This is a genomic window from Spongorhabdus nitratireducens (genome assembly GCA_947387575.1).
GTDB lineage: Bacteria > Pseudomonadota > Gammaproteobacteria > Pseudomonadales > Endozoicomonadaceae > CANDOC01.
Window position 1 is genome coordinate 255,737 of record CANDOC010000007.1, and the last position, 17,774, is coordinate 273,510.

Here is a 17,774-nt window from a genome sequence, read left to right on the forward strand (position 1 = left end):
AATGCATTACACCCAGTCGCGTACTTTCAGGAAATCAGTATACAGGCGAGCTTCTTCCGAACCCGGTTCCGGTTTCCAGTCATACTCCCAGCGAACCATTGGCGGCAGAGACATCAGAATTGATTCTGTACGGCCTCCGGACTGAAGTCCGAAAATAGTTCCCCGATCCTGTACCAGATTGAATTCAACATAGCGTCCGCGGCGATAGAGTTGGAAGTCACGCTGTTGTTCCGTGTAAGGCAACTGGCGGCGCTTCTGCACAATCGGCAGATAGGCTTCAACATATGAATTACCCACCGCCTGCATAAATTCAAAGCATTGTTCGAATGGCCATTCATTCAGGTCATCGAAAAACAGGCCGCCAACACCGCGAGGCTCATTCCGATGCTTGAGGAAAAAGTATTCATCACACCATTTTTTGTAACGCGGGTAGACCTCTTCCCCGAAAGGCTCACAGGCATTACGTGCGACACCGTGCCAGTATTCACAGTCTTCCTCGAAACCGTAATAAGGTGTCAGGTCGTAACCACCACCGAACCACCAGACGGGATCAGCACCTTCTTTTTCCGCTACCAGCATCCGGACATTGGCATGGGATGTGGGAACAAACGGGTTTTCCGGATGAATCACCAGTGAAACACCCATGGCCTGAAAACTGCGTCCGGCCAGTTCCGGGCGGCGGGCTGTGGCTGCAGGCGGCAGTGCATCGCCTTTGACATGGGAGAAATTTACCCCGCCTTTTTCAAACACATTCCCTTCGGTGATTACACGGGCGCGACCACCGCCGCCGGAAGTGTGCTGCCATTCATCCTGACGGAAAGTAGCTTTGCCATCTTCCTGCTCAAGCGCAGTACAGATTCTGTCCTGCAGACCCATCAGCCAGGCTTTTACGGTTTCGATATTGCTGTTATCAAGGGGAGATTTTGTCATTGGGTGCTATTCAATTGTCAGACTCTATTTTTACAGAGAGGTATTTTAAGCCCGGCCAGCCTGCAGGAGGCACTCCTTTTAAACTGAAAGGCAAGTCTTTTATAAGCTGGTATGTTTGAAATGGCATACCTGATCGATGCCGTATAAAAATATGTGAGTGGGCAAAGCCCTTGACTGTTCTGTCAACGGCAGAATTTATTTTGATTAATATATCCCACTGCGAGGTATCAGCGACTTCAGGTAACTCCGCCAAAAGCGCTTTCTCAGTTTTATGGCGCAGATTTTTTTCATCCCAGTCAAAACTGGTTGTAAAAAAAAGTAGCTGAACAATGCCATCTTCAATCCAGTAAGGGAATGTATTGACCGTCAGCTTTTGCAGATCATTACTTTGCTTTCCTGCAGCACATGCCTCTGCTGCAGCATCTTCCATCCCGAACATGGTTACCAGAACACCAACTTCCGGCGTTTTTCCAGACGCTCTGAGGTTATCCAGATGGTGATCGTAATGAGCCGTCACAGCATCAGTCCGGCTTCGGATATAATCCGGAGAATGCAAATTCTCCCAGCTGGCAGGCTCGGCCTGAAGATGGGCAATCCATCCCGAAAAGAAACAAAGAATCCATCCAGACCACAACCTGAAGTTTTGTTGTGCTGCCATGATACTCTCGTTATAGAAACTATCTCGTATAGATAGCGGGTTATGGGTTGTTCAGGCCAATATCAAAAATTACTTAACGCAGCTGCTTGCCACTCACCAGATCAAAAATACGGGAAGGTTCTGAATTCAGGCTGCCGACTTCACCGTCAACAATACAGTCCACTTCAGCACCCAGCAGATTGGCAACATCCTCACCGGTGCGCAACGGTTCATCGCCGGCACGATTGGCCGATGTGGAAACCAAAGGTCCACCCCAGCTCTGACATAGCGCCTGAACCACTGGATGGCTGCTGATTCTGACCGCAATGGAAGAGTGGCGACCCCGAACCCACTCAGGAGTCCAGCCTTTCGAATCGGGAATAACCCAGGTAACCGGTCCCGGCCAGGTCTGACGCATCTGTTCAACCTGTTCCGGTGCAAGATTCTGTAACAGTGGTGCGATGGCATGTTCATCTGCAGCGACAAGAATCAGGCCTTTCTCCATCGGGCGACGCTTGATTTCAAGGATCCGCTCCACCGCCTTCCGGTTCCAGGGATCACATCCCAGTCCCCATACCGCTTCTGTCGGATAGGCGATAACGCCACCAGAGATGACTTCTGCTGCCGCTGACTGAACGTCGGTCTTTATCCTGTCGCCCTTTACCTTGTGGCTCTTGACCTTGTCACTCTTTACCTTGTCGCTATTTGCACTGCTGTTGCTTGTCATAAATCCATTGTCATTAAAAAATGCCCCGGAAAGCGACTATAGCAGAGCCTTCCGGGGCATTCTTGGTTTAGACTGCCAGCTGGGCCTGCAGCGCTTCGTTCTTGGCCAGAATGTCAGCAGCGTTGGTCTTGCGCTCCTGTACCAGACGCTCAGCCAGAGAGGCATCGTTCAGGGCAATCATCTGGGCAGCCAGGTAACCGGCATTCTTGGCACCCGCTTTACCGATAGCCACGGTAGCAACCGGAATACCACCCGGCATCTGTACGGTAGACATCAGCGCGTCCAGACCGTCCAGTGGGCCCGCATCAATCGGTACACCGATAACCGGCTTGACGGTCAGGGAAGCAACAACACCTGCCAGGTGAGCCGCCATACCTGCGCAGCAGATAAACGCAGCACAACCACGGGCGTCAGCATCCTTCACAAAGCTGTGAGTAGCGTCCGGGGTACGGTGAGCGGAGTGAACCCTTACTTCCACTGGAACTTCCAGTTTCTTCAGTACATCCACCGCAGCCTGAACTTTAGGCAGGTCGGAATCGGACCCCATCAGAATAGATACAAAAGGCTTGGACATAGGATAGTTCCCCTCTTAAGCAACCCGTGTGCACAATCAGTGCAAAGTGGGTTCAAAATATCCATCCGGAAGAATTTCCGTCAGGCAAACCGACAGGTATTCGAGTGATACCTTGAAGCCGGAAAATCGTTATTCGAATATTGGGGGCGAAATTACCCCAACCCGGTTAAGCACACAAGTTCCAGTTATCGAAAATTACAAACTAGTGAAAAAAGGTTTCAAGCCTGAAGCGCGACGCCTCCCGGTACGGTTTTTATCAACCCTTCAAGCTCCAGTTCAAACAGCATCGTAGTCAGGGACTGGGTCTCAAGCCCGGTGATATCAGAGAGTTCATCCGGGTGATAGCTGCTGACAGCAGACAACGCCTGCAGAATTTTTCGCTGCTCGGGAGTGCAGGCCAATGCATCGATCCGATTTGATAAACTCTGAGCCGGCTTTGTTGTTGTCATAATACCCAGCGGCCCTTTCAGCTCCTCCACAATCTGCTCAGGATGATGAACCAGCATGGCACCTGAACGAATCAGCTGATGGCAGCCAATAGCCTGATCATTATGAATACTCCCGGGCACCGCAAAGACTTCCCTCCCCTGTTCCAGAGCAAAGCGGGCAGTAATCAGTGAGCCACTTTTCTGTGAAGCTTCGACCACCAGCGTTCCAAGGCTCATACCACTGATAATCCGGTTTCGACGAGGAAAGTGGGTTGGATGTGGTGGAGTATCCGGAGGGAACTCGGAGACGATAGCTCCATGCTGAATAATCTCTTCAGCCAGCTGTTTGTGTCGCCGCGGATAGATATATTCCAGCCCCGAGCCTAGAACAGCCAGAGTATTACCACCTACACTCAAAGCCCCCTGATGAGCCGCGCCATCAATACCAATAGCCAGACCACTGGTAACGGTAAAACCCTGCTCATGCAATGCACGGGCAAACTGACGGGCATTTTCAATGCCCTGAGGCGTTGGCTTGCGAGAACCCACCATGGCGACTTGGGATGTATTCAACAGTAAAGGGTTGCCCTTGATAAACAGCAGGGGAGGGGGGCTGTGAATTTCCAGCAGTCGTTGAGGGTAATCAGGAGAAAAGGGGAACAGCAGTTCATAGTCAGGTTTCTGCCTCCACTGTAAGATCGACTCGGTACACTGATCCAGTTTTTTGTCCTGCAGCCCCCGAATAAGCTTTGCAGCAAAACTTCCAGATAGTTTTTCCCTCAGTTCAGAGTCGTTGGCTTCAAGTACAGCCAAGGGTGACGGAAATACCGCCAGTAATGACCGGAGTCGGTTTAATCCAATACCCGGTACCAGCGACAATCTTACCCATGCTTCCTGATTCTGCTCGGTATCAATACAGGAGCTAAAACAGTGTTGTTCTGCAGCCAACTCAGACAAAAGGAATACTCCGGTACTACTTATCCTGAGGATTCAAAGTAAACGCTGACAGGGGAAGTTCAAGGGAAAGGGAAAACGCAGTCGAGCAGGGAAGAGCATATCCCCGCTCGATTACTCACGGGTTCTTAATCATGTCACCAATTTTCAATGGCTGATGCGCTTCCATCACAATGGCATAGGAGATTTTGTCAAAGGGGCGATAAACCATCAGCAAACCAACCCGTTCTGCCGGTAGCCGAATCTCTTCTTTTCTGATCTTGTCCACAATCTTGAGCTGACGGTAAATGGCGAGGACATCGCCTTCTTTCATTCCATCCCGCACACCCAGATTAATCAGTACGTTGTTAAATTTACCAATACTGGTAACACCGCTATCAACACCGAGAATTCTGCCGCTGACAACAGCTTCCGGTTCCTTGGGATAAAATACCGGAGCCAGCCGGCGTTCTTCTGAAGGCAGCAGCCGATCGCCAATACGAATTTCTTCTCGGCTGCCAGTCACTTTCAGGGTGGCAATATCACCGGTTATTTTTCTGACTTTTACGGCACCAATTTCCTGAGCAATCACACCGAGTACTTCACCACTGTCAGGGTCGAATACCGGATCACCCCGGCGATAAATACCGTAGGCATCTTCATAGCCGTTTTTAAATTCGCCACGGGCATAAATCTGGTCACCGGTACCGCTGATAACCTGATCCTGATGAGTTGCTATTACATAGGGCGCAGTTTCCAGCTCTTTGCCCACTTCCAGAATCCGGTTATTGCGCAGGAAGCTGTTGATCTTTTCCAGAGGAATGGCCGGAATGGCTGAATCCAGCGGAGTAGAGCGCACTTTGGGAGAAAGTTTGATGGTGCGGGATGCATCACCGCGGGCAGTAATCGTTAATCGCTGCTGGCCATCAATATTAATCAGGCTGACAGTGTCACCGGGAAAAATCAGATGGGGGTTTTCAATATCAGAGTTGTTATGCCAGACCTGAGGCCACTGCCAGGGGTTTTCCAGAAACAGTCCCCCGATACTCCACAGGTTATCACCCTGCCGCACCCGGTACTGTTGCGGGTGGTCATCTTTCAGTATGCCCTGCGCAGCCTGAACCAGCCCGACCACCAGCATCAGGGTTAATCCCGCTATACATCCATGCAGCACATTTCTCATGACCGTTCCCTTTGTCATTTCGTAATGCTTTTTTACACGCTATCGCCCTGAGTATCGGCTTCCCTGTGTCAAATTGTAATCACCACACCGGATACTTAGAATTACGAATACATAGAACAAGGACGCTATCTGTACAATTTTTATACAGCATTACAGATAACAACGCATTATTTAATTCAGGAAGGTCTTCTGCTTCATGGCACTGCTTGAAATTCTTCAGTTCCCCGATCCCCGTCTGCGTAACAAAGCTACCCCGGTTACCGAAGTTAATGACACTGTTCGCCAGCACGTCGATAACATGCTGGAAACCATGTACAAGGCTCAGGGCGTTGGCCTGGCCTCCACCCAGGTTGATATTGACCAACGAATTGTGGTGATTGATGTCTCCGAGGAAGGTGACGACCCGCTGGTTTTCATCAACCCGAAAATTACTCCACTGGAAGGCCCCACTTCAGAAATGGCTGAAGGTTGCCTGTCTGTGCCGGGCTTTTACGAACCACTGGGACGTCCGGAAAACGTTCGGGTAACAGCTCTGGACAGAGACGGTGAAGAGTTCAGCATGGACTGTGACGGTCTGCTGTCAGTCTGCATTCAGCACGAATGTGACCATCTGGATGGCAAGCTGTTTATCGACACTCTGTCCTCACTCAAACGTACCCGTATTCGCAAGAAGCTGGAAAAGAACCGCCGTCTGGCTACTGCCTGATCTGTTACCTTCTTCCCCCGCAGGTGTTACCCGAAACCGACTTCGGGTAACACTTACAGCCACTCATTTTTCTCTCGTGCCAGACCAAAACAAGATAACTTTCTGTTTTATATGGATTTTTGGCTTTTTGGCACGGTCTCTGCCTTATTTCAGGCACAATAAAAATAATAAATTCCGGTACGGAAATAATAAAAACAATATTCCAGACCGAAAACATAATAATAAGAACAATTGGAACAATAATAACCAGCCAGGGTAAGCAAAGATTCCACAGGGCCGCCTAACTGAAAAGTTAAGCGGCCTTTTGCTATGCAGTTCAGATGAACTTTTATCGGTACGCTATGCTCAATTGTCCTATCTATTGGTGACTTGAGTTCAGCCAGTGTCTTACAGCCCATCCGATTACGAGCTGATCAACCTGCTTCAGTCAGCGCTGGAGCCTCTGAACCAGATTATGGTCTGGCTGGCATGGGCCGGATATTCCCAAAGCTACCTGCTGGTTGTTGCCATCATCTACTGGACTGTATGTCCCCGTCAGGCATTACGCCTCGGCTGTATCATTTCGATAAACTGTCTGGTCTTTGCCTTTATCAAGGTTTGCCTGAAAGGCCCCCGCCCTTACCATGCCGACCCATCGCTACTGAGAGGCCCGCTGGAGTCCGATAACGGGATGCCATCCGGCCATACCCAGACAGCAACAGTATTCTTTGGTTATCTTGCCGTGCAGCTGCGCCGCCCGATCTTCTGGCTGCTTGCTGTTGCTGCGGTAGCGACAATAGCGGTCTCCCGCCTCTACCTCGGGGTTCATTTTGCCGACCAGATTTTCGCTGGCCTGCTGTCAGGAGTAGTGATTCTGCTGTTGTTCCTGTGGCTGGAACAGCCCGTTACCAAAGTAATTATGAGTATGCCGCTATCACAGGCACTCATCTTTGTTACCGCCGTATCGCTCTTATTGAGCCTGATTCATATTGCTGTGGGAGTGACAACTACCTTGTCCTGGCGTTCCATCGGTCTGCTGACAGGAATGACGGCTGGAGGACTTGTTGCTTTCCACTTCGGGTTGTTTGACGGTCATCGCCGAACCGGTATCAAAATCTTGCAGGCTATAGTAGGACTCGTTGCTGTTATCTGGTTCTGGAATGCCATGAAAGCAGGATCCCGGGAGCTTTCCCTACCTGCTAAAGATGGCTGGATACTTGTTCAGGGCCTGATTGCAGCACTCTGGGTCACCTGCATCTGGCCTGCCTGTACCCGGTTTGCCTGTTTGCAGCTGAAAAAACGCAGGAGCAGCGAAGTCGCCTGAACCATGCTGGAAGATTATCTGTATCAGATTTATTATTGCCGCCCTCTACCAAGCTATGAGCCCAGACCAACCATGCCGCAGCCTGACAGTACTCAGCCCCTGAGGATTGTATTCGCCGGAACCCCGGATTTCGCCGCCGCCCACCTTCAGACACTGCTGGACAGTCGCCATGAAGTCATCGCGGTCTATACCCAGCCAGACCGTCCTGCCGGCCGTGGTCGTCAGCTGGCCCAGTCTCCGGTCAAACAGCTCGCAGTAAAACATGATATTCCTGTACTGCAGCCCAAATCCCTTAAGGGCGAACCGGAGCAACAGGAACTGGCTGCACTCCAAGCTGATCTGATGGTCGTTGTCGCCTATGGTCTGATTCTGCCGCAGGTAGTTCTGGATACCCCCCGTTACGGCTGTATCAATGTTCACGCTTCCATTCTGCCCCGCTGGCGTGGTGCTGCACCGATTCAGCGTGCGATTGCTGCCGGTGATGCCGAGTCTGGCGTGACCATTATGCAAATGGATGCCGGTCTCGATACCGGCGATATGTTGATCAAAAACATCTGTCCGATCCATGACACCGATACTGGCAGTGATCTGCATGACCGTCTGATTGAAACAGGCAAGCCGGCACTGGAACAGGCGCTGGCACAGATTGCTGCCGGCACATTGCAGCCGGAATCCCAGAACAATGAGCTGTGTACATACGCCCATAAACTGACCAAGGAAGAGGGCATGCTGGACTGGAGTCGTCCGGCCCTTGAGCTGAAGCGTCAAGTACAGGCACTGAATCCCTGGCCGGTTGCCTGGACTGAAATCGACGGTGAACGTGTCCGGGTCTGGACTGTGGATCTGGGTAGCAGCACAGCGACTGCCGAGCCCGGTACTATTCTCAGTGCTGATAAAAGCGGTATTGAAGTTGCCACTGCAGAGGGTTCGCTGTTACTGACCCAGCTGCAACCTTCCGGCAAACGTGCCATGAATGCTGCTGACCTGCTCAATAGCAGACGTGAGCAGTTTGAATCCGGCAAGCGTTTTGGCTGAGTGATATCCAGATAATGGCAAAACATATTTCTGTCCGGATTGCTGCGGTTCAGGCCGTAATGGCTGTTCGCTCCGGAGAATCCTTATCCACAGCCCTGCCGGCTGCTCAGGAAGGCCTGTCCCAGCGTGACCAGGCTTTGCTGCAGGAAATCTGCTTTGGTGTGATGCGTCACTTCCACCGGTTGCAGGCTATCAGCCACAGCCTGATGGATAAGCCGCTCAGAGCCAAGGACAAAGATATCGACTCACTACTGCTGACCGGTATCTACCAGCTGTTGTATACCCGCATTCCACCACATGCGGCTATCGGGGAAACGGTGCAGGTTACCCGCACGTTGGGTAAAGCCTGGGCCAGAGGGCTGGTTAACGCAGTATTGCGCAATGTGCAGCGACAGCAGGATTCACTGGACGAAAAGCTTACGACACCGGCAGCAAAGTATTCCCACCCACAATGGCTGCTGGAAAAACTGCAGAAAGCCTGGCCGGATCACTGGCAATCAATTGCTACCGCAGCCAATACTCATGCTCCCATGACCCTGCGGGTAAATACCCGGCACCAGAACAGGGAAGAGTACTTTCAGCGATTGCAGCTGGCAGATATTGAAGCAACTCCCTGTTCATTCTCGGATGTCGGTATTTCTCTGAAAAAGCCCTGTGCTGTGGATAAACTTCCCGGCTTTGAAGCAGGGCATGTCAGCGTGCAGGATGAAGCCGCTCAACTGTCTGCAGCGTTGTTACCGCTGGAATCCGGTATGAATGTACTGGATGCCTGCTGTGCACCCGGTGGAAAAACCCTGCATATGCTGGAGCATTGCGCAGGCCTTTCCATGACTGCACTGGATGCAGATGCAGACAGACTGCAACGGGTACAGCAGAACCTGGAACGTACCGGGCTTAAGGCCAAACTGATTACCGGTGATGCCGCCAAACCTGATGAATGGTGGGATAAACAAGAGTTTGATGCCATTCTGCTGGATGCGCCCTGTTCGGCAACCGGCGTTATACGTCGCCATCCCGATATCAAACTGCTGCGCAAGCCGGGAGATATCAAACCTTTGGTACAGCTGCAGGGTGAGATTCTCAAAGCTCAGTGGCAACTGCTGAAGCAGGGCGGACATCTGTTGTATGCCACCTGTTCCGTTTTACCGGATGAAAACAGCCAGCAGATTCAGTCATTTCTTGCAGCTGAACCCGGTGCAGAGTTAATTCCTCTGGACGGTAACTGGGGCATTGATACCGGCTTCGGTCGCCAGCTGTTGCCACAGGAAAACGGGCACGACGGATTCTTTTACTGTCTGTTAAGAAAAAACGCTTAAGAGCCTGTTCATAATCTTTCGCGGATAGCGGAAGTGTTGAGAACAGGTTCTGAGCAGTAGAATCCTTTTTTAACCTGACAGTCGTTATCTCCGGCAATAAGAAAACACACTTTTTATTGCCCGGAGTGCACTGTGTCGGGAAAAGTCATTCCTCTTCCCCCGCAGCAGGCATAGAATAAACGGAAATATGCTTGGGTACCGGCTGCTGCCAGTCGGTAACATAAGGCCACAAATACGATGAAAATTATTATCCTCGGCGCCGGTCAGGTGGGCGGCACTCTGGCTGAAAACCTCGCCAGCGAAGAAAATGATATTACCGTTGTCGATACCGATGGCGAGCGCCTGCGCGAACTGCAGGACCGAATAGATATTCGTACCCTGCAGGGCAAAGCTTCATTTCCCTCCATTCTGAAGCAGGCCGGTGCTGACGATGCAGAAATGCTGGTTGCAGTAACCAACAGCGACGAAGTGAACATGGTCGCCTGTCAGGTTGCCTATACCCTGTTTCAGACACCAACCAAAATCGCTCGCATACGTCAGTCGGCGTATATGACAAAGGACGAACTCTTCAATGATGAAGCCTGTCCGGTAGATGTACTAATCAGTCCGGAGCAGGTAGTTACCAATCATATTGTTCGTCTGATCGAACACCCTGGTGCGTTGCAGGTCATGGACTTTGCTGGCCGCAAACTGCAACTGGTTGCGGTTAAAGCCTACTATGGTGGTCCGCTGGTTAATCAGGAACTGCGTACAATCCGGGAACATATGCCCAATGTGGATACCCGGGTTGCGGCAATTTTCCGACGCGGTAAAGCGATTGTTCCCGAAGGCAGTACCGTTATCGAAGTAGACGACGAAGTATTTTTCATTGCTGACCGCAAGGATATCCGTGCGGTAATGAGTGAAATGCGACGTCTCGACAGCGACTATAAGCGCATCATTATCGCCGGTGGCGGTAATATCGGCCTGCGGCTGGCAGAAACCCTGGAAGGCCAGTACAAGGTCAAGGTCATCGACCATAACCTTGAGCGCTGCCACTATCTGTCTCAGGTGTTGAACAAGGCAATGGTTTTCAACGGCAATGCTTCTGACAAGGAATTGCTACTGTCAGAAAATATCGAGGAAACCGATGTTTTCTGCGCCCTGACCAATGATGACGAAGCCAATGTGATGGCTTCCATGCTGGCCAAGCGGCTGGGTGCTCGCAAGGTGATGGCACTGATCAATAACCCGGCTTATGTGGATCTGGTGCAAGGTGGCGAAATCGATATCGCGATCTCTCCCCAGTTATCCACAATCAGTAGCTTGCTGCGCCATGTGCGAAAGGGAGATGTGGTCAATGTTCACTCCCTGCGCCGGGGTGCAGCAGAAGCTATTGAAGCTGTGGCTCATGGTGATGAGCGTAACTCCAAGGTTGTGGGTAAGAATATCGGCGATATCGAATTGCCTTCCGGCACAACAATCGGTGCAATTGTTCGTAACGATGAAGTGCTTATCGCTCACGACCATATCAAGATTGAATCAGAAGACCATGTCATCATGTTCCTGACCAATAAAAAGAAAATCAAGGAAGTGGAAAAACTGTTCCAGGTCGGGCTGGGTTTCTTCTAAAACCTCACCTGTTACCTTGTCTGTATAGACCGATCCATTCTGGATCGGTCGTCCTGAAAAACCGCATATATTTTAGGGATAAATAAAAATAATTTATTATGTCCTGCGGTTATTTCGTATAAGCAGAAAAACACCCACAGGGACACTATGCATCTGTCGCTTATATTCAGGGTGCTCGGCATACTGCTGATGTTGTTCAGCCTGTCGAGTCTACCCTCCATGCTGGTCGCATGGATTTATGATGAGCCTGAAATTGCAATTTTCAGCTACACGTTTCTTATCACACTGTTAACCGGTTTCGTGCTCTGGACGCCTTTTAAAAATGCACGTCAGGAGCTGCGTATTCGGGATGGCTTCCTGATCACGGTACTGTTCTGGACGGTACTGGGCTGCTTCGGTGCCTTGCCTTTCCTGTTGATGGAAACACCGGCTTTGAGTGTTTCCGACTCACTGTTCGAGGCTATTTCAGGGCTGACTACGACCGGTGCCACCGTCCTTACTGATATTGAAAGCCTGCCCAAATCAGTGCTGTTCTACCGGCAACAGCTGCAGTGGTTTGGAGGGATGGGGATCATTGTACTGGCTGTTGCTGTCTTACCACTGCTCGGCATTGGTGGCATGCAGCTTTATCGCAGTGAAACCCCCGGTCCGATCAAGGACAGCAAGCTTACTCCCCGTATCACTGAAACCGCCAAAGCCCTGTGGATAATTTATATGGTGCTGACACTGGTCTGTGCAGTGGCTTATTGGGTTGCCGGCATGTCTCTGTTTGATGCGATCAGTCACAGCTTCAGTACTGTGGCGATTGGCGGCTTCTCAACCTATGACAGCAGTCTCGGGGCTTTTAACAGTAGCCTGATAGAGATTATTGCCATTGTGTTTATGGCAATTAGTGGCATGAACTTCGCGCTGCATTTCTTTGCCTGGCGCCAGAAAAGCCTGAAGCATTATCTCAAAGACCCTGAACTCAGGGTGTATCTGCTGATGCTTGGCAGCGTCAGTTTGCTGACAGTTGTAACACTGGGCTTTACCGACCATATGGACTGGAGCGTAGCGCTACGACAAGGTGTATTTCAGGTTGTTTCCATTGCCACCACCACCGGTTTTGCTACCGATGATTTTTCCAGCTGGCCGGTATTTTTGCCCATGCTGCTGTTTATGACCGCCTTTGCCGGCGGCTGTGCCGGTTCAACCGGTGGCGGCATGAAGATCATTCGAGTGCTACTTATCCACAAGCAGGGAATTCGGGAGCTGCAACGCATGCTGCATCCGAATGCCATCATCACCATCAAAATCGGCAACAAGCCGGTGGATGACAGGGTAGGGGGCGCCGTCTGGGGGTTCTTTGCTGCCTATATGGGCGTGTTTCTGGTGCTCTATGTGGCAGTAATGGCAACGGGAGTGGAAATGATGACTGCATTTTCCACCGTAGCATCCTGTATGAACAACCTCGGCCCGGCATTGGGTGATGCAGTAGCCAACTACGCTACCCTGCCGGACAGCGCCAAGTGGATTCTCAGCTTTGGTATGCTGCTGGGACGGCTGGAGATCTTTACCTTGCTGGTGTTGTTTACTCCGGCGTTTTGGAGATATTAATTCGATAAAAAGGTCTGCTTATTTCTTCAAAAAGCAGACCTCCAAAACGATCTATAGCTCTTCTCCCAATACACTATTGAAATAATAGATAGCCTTACCATGGGTAATACTATTTAAAATAGTAATCAGCTCTTGAATGCTAGTTCGGTATGTTGAAAGGGTATCTCTGGATAGCTTGATCAGTACATTATTTTTTTTGGATACGTCTATATAAGAATAGCGGCTTGGATCAAGTCTGCTGAGATGGGATACCAGTTGTGCTGTATTTCCAGCAAAATGATTCCTGATTATATTTTCCATAATAGTTTTAAAAGATTCAAAATCATTTCCCAACATCATGCATTCAAGGTGGCGATAGAGCTTACCCAATCCTCCATCTCTGTCTTCCTGTTGGGAGTCAGGAAAAGGAAAAGAACCATCCACTGCAGTATGAGGTGATCCTTTTATCATATCCAACCTAATCGGCAGTGGGTGAATTGGTCCACTCGTCGTACTAGAGTCCAATCTCATAGCAGATGAGGACTTTACTCTTCGTTGATGAAGCTTTGAGTGCGTATGGTTATGCTGCCTATAGTTTCCTCCCCTTTTTATGTTAGTTCCATATCCTCCTGACTTGGATCTGCCAAGTTCATCACTACTACCAGCACTGCTATATGATGATTCTCGTGAATGCCCTGTACTTACTGACTGTCGAGGCCATCTTGGACCCATCGAAGTCGTCACTATTTGACCGACTACTTTGGTTCCCACTACAGATTTTGTTTCAGGTTCAAGTTCTCCCACATAATCACTAACTCCAGCTCCAATAAGGGTTGTGAATAACTGTTCCTGTCCTAAGGAGTGTGATCGTCCCGGCCTCCTGCGTATCGCCCTATCTTCACTTGTATCGCTAAATATCCATTTAGAGGAAGTAGTATACCCCCCCCCTATGCTCGAGAGACTCCCTCTACTGTGGTGATGGCTTCCCTGTATACCTTTTTCTTCCTCTTCTTCTTCTGAGCTTGATTCATCCTGATCTGAATATCCCCGCTTTAGATGTTCTGAAAGCATATCTTCCAACGACTTGGTTCTATCTCCATCCCAGATCTCCGAGCTTTCCACCTCTCCAATAGCACCTCCAGTTCCCGTATCTATTCTCAAGTGGGTAAGATTTGAGGCACTTCTAGAGTATGTCGTATGTAGCCTACGGGCTTTTGATACTGACTCAGGGGATGACCCTGATGAAAGCTGATTGCGACTCTTCCAGCGTTGCTTCAGCTCCTTAATCCCTCTAACAAGTCGATTGTCTGTAAGGCTTCCCATAAAGCCTGTACGCGAGCCATTTGACTCGCTACCTGAATGAGTATCTGACATTCTCCGGATATCAAGCTCTGTTGATACCCCCTGGAGGCCAAATCCAGTTTGCCCCAAAGGCGCAGAGGTCGACCAATGAGACGAAAGTAGCTGACTGGGTGATGTTGTGGCTGAAATTGAACGCGTATATAGCCTACCAGTCGCCAGGTGTTGTGAGTTTACTTCTCGGGAAACAGCTGCAGGCTCTGATCCTGAGTAACTGTGATATCCGCTCGTATGGCTTCCTGCCTCACTGGTTACAGACAGCACAGGAGGTCCCAAGGTTAAAACTGGACTAGAAGCCCCCACATCTTCTTCATTTAATATGTCAACAGATTGCATACTACTGTGAGCTGTACTGGATTTATCAGGATGTTCGAAAGGAATTAGGCAGCAAAAATCAAAGAGCATAGCCTCCATAATTTCAAGACATTGCTTTTCTTCTTTAACAGCAGTTAAAGCACATTCAAGCACTGCAGCTAACCTTTTCTTAGCACTTCCATTGTCAAAACTTTTACTAGAATTTAGCGAAAACAATCGATTGGTGTTTTCAAGAACAAAATATTCAATACCTGTGCTGCTTTTCTTCCATAGTTCCCAAACACTTTTCTGTATATCTTTATAATATTTATTTTTTAGCTTTTTAAACCCTGGTTCAATAGTGGCTATAGAGTTACAGCCTGAAATGAAAACAGCTACAATTACAGATTGAATAGGTCTCAGACCTACATTACATTCAATTAATAATTCTGATACGACTCTTGCAACCTCTGAACGGGAATGATCCAGCCACACAGTCGTCGGTCTGTAATTAGCTACTCCTGTCAAAAATCGTTGATACGTTTGATTCAAATCATCACTTTGAACAAGGACCTGTTCTGAATAATTTAATGCTTGATCCATAAAGTTCAGGCACTGTTCATAATCATTTAATCCATTTTTAAATCCACCTGCAACCTTTCGACATATTTCTGTAGCATGTCCAGAGCAGTCACAGGAAAACCCAAATGTAGTAACAAAAGGAACCGCGAATAATTGAGGTGCTACTCTTGATAATCTGATATGTTCATCAACCATAAGGGCCGATCTTAACCTTAAAGCAAGTACGTATTTTAGCGCTGCTCTACATGTTTCAAAATCTACCAGAAGAGAATCGGGAGATGAACCTGATCTAACAAAAGGGTTATCTGCACGAAATTGATACCGGCTTTTTGATTTTGAAGCCTCTACTTTTACAGGTCCTCCTCCCCCCTTTTTGAAACCCATATGAGCAGTGCTGGTTACCAAAGAAGCGGCTGTCTCAGGATCCTGGGCAAATATTCTACGAACACTAGGGCTTCTTACAGCCCAGGTCATTTCAGTCGGTGTTGATATAAGTTCCTTACTAATCCTTTTGACTTTTTGCTTTGGTATCGAGACTTTTCCTCCACGACTAATTTCCAGAGCGTCTCTGAATTTGTCACATGTTATTCTGAACCCGATATTAAAACCAACCACAGCATATCCACGCCCGGATTTTTTAACCAGGCAGCATGAATCCAAAACACATGAAGCAGGAAGTTTGATGAAATCGCCGGCAGAATTTTTACCTGTTACATCTATCCTAAGTTCTTTTGCCCATTTTCTTTCAACTTGTACAGATTTAAAAGCAACGGATGTACTGACTTCATACATCGGAGTCTGACTATCAGAAACAGCTTTAACTCTTAGAGATCCTTTATCATTCACGTTATCAGATACAGCAAAAGGTAAGCCTTCATAGTATTTGTAAAAAAGGGCATTTTTAAGATTATGAGCAATAATTCCAAGCTTTTCCTGATGTGCAAGCTGACTGATCAAATACCACGAAACAGGCTCCATGTTTTGGGATTTCAGTTGCTCTACCAGACTTCTGTCTCTTTCTGCTAAATCTTTATAACGGTCACCAACTGCCTGAGAATAAACAGGGACTAATCCTTCACCACCATCAAGAACCATATTATTTCTGCAAGCATCACCAAAAAGGTTATAACCCACATAAACCCAACCGGTTTTAAACAGTTCATCACACTCCTTGATAGCCTTCACATCCCTGACTTCACAGGTATCAGGGCAAACCATATAAAATTGCCTTTGACTTCCAGTATTCAATAGTTTGATAGGATATTCAGGCTCAAGAATCACTTTATTTAATGAAGGAAAGCTGCTCCTCAACAACATGTAGTGCTCTGGTTGAAGTTGTATTTCCTCACCGTTCATCTCAACGGTAAAGTATGCCTTACCAACTTCCACTCCTCCACGTTCTTTTTTATCTGCTCTTCTTAGAGAACTGTGGTGTTCAAACTTTTTGACCGAACTGGTTGATACTGTTGATACCCTGCCAACTTTCTCTACACTACTTGGACAAACTCCCACAGGTAAAGGACCTGGGCAGAAGCCACTTCTTGGGAAAACGGTTTTTTCTCCCTCAGGCATAAGTAAAACAAAGCAACCATTTTCGCCGGTAATATGTGCTTCTAAAGTCATTTCCCAAGAATGGTAAAAGTACTGATCAAAGCATTGAGCCCCTCCTTGCTCCTCTATGGTACAGCTCCACCACTCATAAATATCCTTATAAAATTCCTTAACTCCAAACTGGCATGTGTTCAGTTGAAGTACATTCTGATGTCGAAAGTTGATACCTTTTATTACTACCTGCAAAGGTGTAGAGCACATTAAGGGTGGACCTGTTTCAGCAGAGCATAGGCTGGCAGGAACAACTGACATGATCGAAAAATCAATGCTTGCACAGGTTTCTTCATCATGACTGAAAACAGGTTGAAAAGAAGGTTCTTGGCTTGATTTCACTAACCATCGATCAGGACAAAAACATCCACCCTGTATAGTTAAAGTAAGTGTTCCATTTCTCAAAGGCAAATCACAATAAAAGGAATCACTAGATGATTCAACTGTTAATTCATCATCTCCATCTAATAATAAAAACTCTTCATCAGGTAAGTATTTTCCTTTTAACCTCAGGATACAGTCTTCAGACTCATTCAACCCGTCAACTATTAGTGTTACTGACTTAGATCTGACATCATATTCGAACTGAAGCTCACCATATTTCACCAAAAAAGAATTTCTTTCCTTACTGTCAGCGAGAGGAGGCAGTCCGGGTATTGTTCGTATCCGTAGTAAGGTACAGGTTTCATCGGGCGGAATATGAAAAGAATTTACCCCTTTTTTTTGTTCATAAATTATTCTTGGTGTTTCGGTAAATAAAGTAAAACTGCCCTCTTTTTTAAAATGTAATTCCGCACCTTGATTCATATTACAAAATACAGCAACTTGAGTTTCCAGCTTTACATCGGTATTAAATAATTTTGCAAGTGAATTTCCTGAAGAAAAAAATAAAACAAAAAAAACTATGACTTCCGTCTTGAATATTTTTTTAAAGAAGAATTTCATCAGTACCGTACATCATAAATGATACAAACCAAGC

Annotated in this window: 13 protein-coding genes; 6 read left to right on the plus strand and 7 right to left on the minus strand. The window is 48.1% G+C overall.

Annotated features, from left to right (window positions below):
- Positions 1 to 6: 6 nt before the first annotated feature.
- From hemF to ACYZZ0_RS14585, 6 genes are all read right to left on the minus strand, one after another.
- Positions 7 to 930: an oxygen-dependent coproporphyrinogen oxidase gene (hemF, locus tag ACYZZ0_RS14560; protein WP_461537363.1), complete on the minus strand. Its 924-nt coding sequence runs from the start codon at positions 928 to 930 to the stop codon at positions 7 to 9.
- A 10-nt stretch (positions 931 to 940) separates the two neighbouring features.
- Positions 941 to 1,588, minus strand: coding sequence for a hypothetical protein (locus tag ACYZZ0_RS14565; RefSeq protein ID WP_461537364.1), 648 nt, complete (start codon positions 1,586 to 1,588; stop codon positions 941 to 943).
- Between the two features lie 73 nt (positions 1,589 to 1,661).
- Positions 1,662 to 2,294 carry an L-threonylcarbamoyladenylate synthase gene (locus ACYZZ0_RS14570; protein WP_461537365.1) on the minus strand — a complete coding sequence of 211 codons (633 nt, stop codon included), beginning with the start codon at positions 2,292 to 2,294 and terminating at the stop codon, positions 1,662 to 1,664.
- A 67-nt stretch (positions 2,295 to 2,361) separates the two neighbouring features.
- Complete coding sequence (gene purE / locus ACYZZ0_RS14575; protein ID WP_461537366.1) at positions 2,362 to 2,868, minus strand: 5-(carboxyamino)imidazole ribonucleotide mutase; 507 nt, start codon at positions 2,866 to 2,868, stop codon at positions 2,362 to 2,364.
- 218 nt (positions 2,869 to 3,086) lie between these two features.
- A complete protein-coding gene (gene dprA / locus ACYZZ0_RS14580) occupies positions 3,087 to 4,253 on the minus strand; it encodes a DNA-processing protein DprA (protein ID WP_461537367.1) in 1,167 nt (388 codons plus the stop codon).
- A gap of 115 nt (positions 4,254 to 4,368) precedes the next feature.
- Positions 4,369 to 5,430 carry a LysM peptidoglycan-binding domain-containing protein gene (locus tag ACYZZ0_RS14585; protein WP_461537368.1) on the minus strand — a complete coding sequence of 354 codons (1,062 nt, stop codon included), beginning with the start codon at positions 5,428 to 5,430 and terminating at the stop codon, positions 4,369 to 4,371.
- 178 nt (positions 5,431 to 5,608) lie between these two features.
- On the opposite strand from ACYZZ0_RS14585, the gene def reads away from it, so the two are divergent.
- The 6 genes from def (at position 5,609) to ACYZZ0_RS14615 (ending at position 12,979) form a co-directional block, all read left to right on the plus strand.
- Entirely contained in the window at positions 5,609 to 6,118 is a 510-nt protein-coding gene (def, locus tag ACYZZ0_RS14590) for a peptide deformylase (protein WP_461537369.1), read from the plus strand.
- A gap of 382 nt (positions 6,119 to 6,500) precedes the next feature.
- The gene (locus ACYZZ0_RS14595) at positions 6,501 to 7,421 is read left to right on the plus strand and encodes a phosphatase PAP2 family protein (RefSeq protein WP_461537370.1); all 921 of its coding nucleotides are present in this window, start codon (positions 6,501 to 6,503) and stop codon (positions 7,419 to 7,421) included.
- A gap of 3 nt (positions 7,422 to 7,424) precedes the next feature.
- Positions 7,425 to 8,456 carry a methionyl-tRNA formyltransferase gene (gene fmt / locus ACYZZ0_RS14600; protein WP_461537371.1) on the plus strand — a complete coding sequence of 344 codons (1,032 nt, stop codon included), beginning with the start codon at positions 7,425 to 7,427 and terminating at the stop codon, positions 8,454 to 8,456.
- A 14-nt stretch (positions 8,457 to 8,470) separates the two neighbouring features.
- On the plus strand, positions 8,471 to 9,772 hold the full coding sequence (gene rsmB / locus ACYZZ0_RS14605; protein ID WP_461537372.1) for a 16S rRNA (cytosine(967)-C(5))-methyltransferase RsmB: 1,302 nt from the start codon (positions 8,471 to 8,473) through the stop codon (positions 9,770 to 9,772).
- Positions 9,773 to 10,009: 237 nt separating this feature from the next.
- A complete protein-coding gene (gene trkA, locus ACYZZ0_RS14610) occupies positions 10,010 to 11,383 on the plus strand; it encodes a Trk system potassium transporter TrkA (protein WP_461537373.1) in 1,374 nt (457 codons plus the stop codon).
- Between the two features lie 147 nt (positions 11,384 to 11,530).
- Positions 11,531 to 12,979: a TrkH family potassium uptake protein gene (locus ACYZZ0_RS14615; RefSeq protein ID WP_461537374.1), complete on the plus strand. Its 1,449-nt coding sequence runs from the start codon at positions 11,531 to 11,533 to the stop codon at positions 12,977 to 12,979.
- 51 nt (positions 12,980 to 13,030) lie between these two features.
- On the opposite strand, the gene ACYZZ0_RS14620 is transcribed toward ACYZZ0_RS14615, so the two are convergent.
- Positions 13,031 to 17,740, minus strand: coding sequence for a hypothetical protein (locus tag ACYZZ0_RS14620; protein ID WP_461537375.1), 4,710 nt, complete (start codon positions 17,738 to 17,740; stop codon positions 13,031 to 13,033).
- Positions 17,741 to 17,774 lie beyond the last annotated feature (34 nt).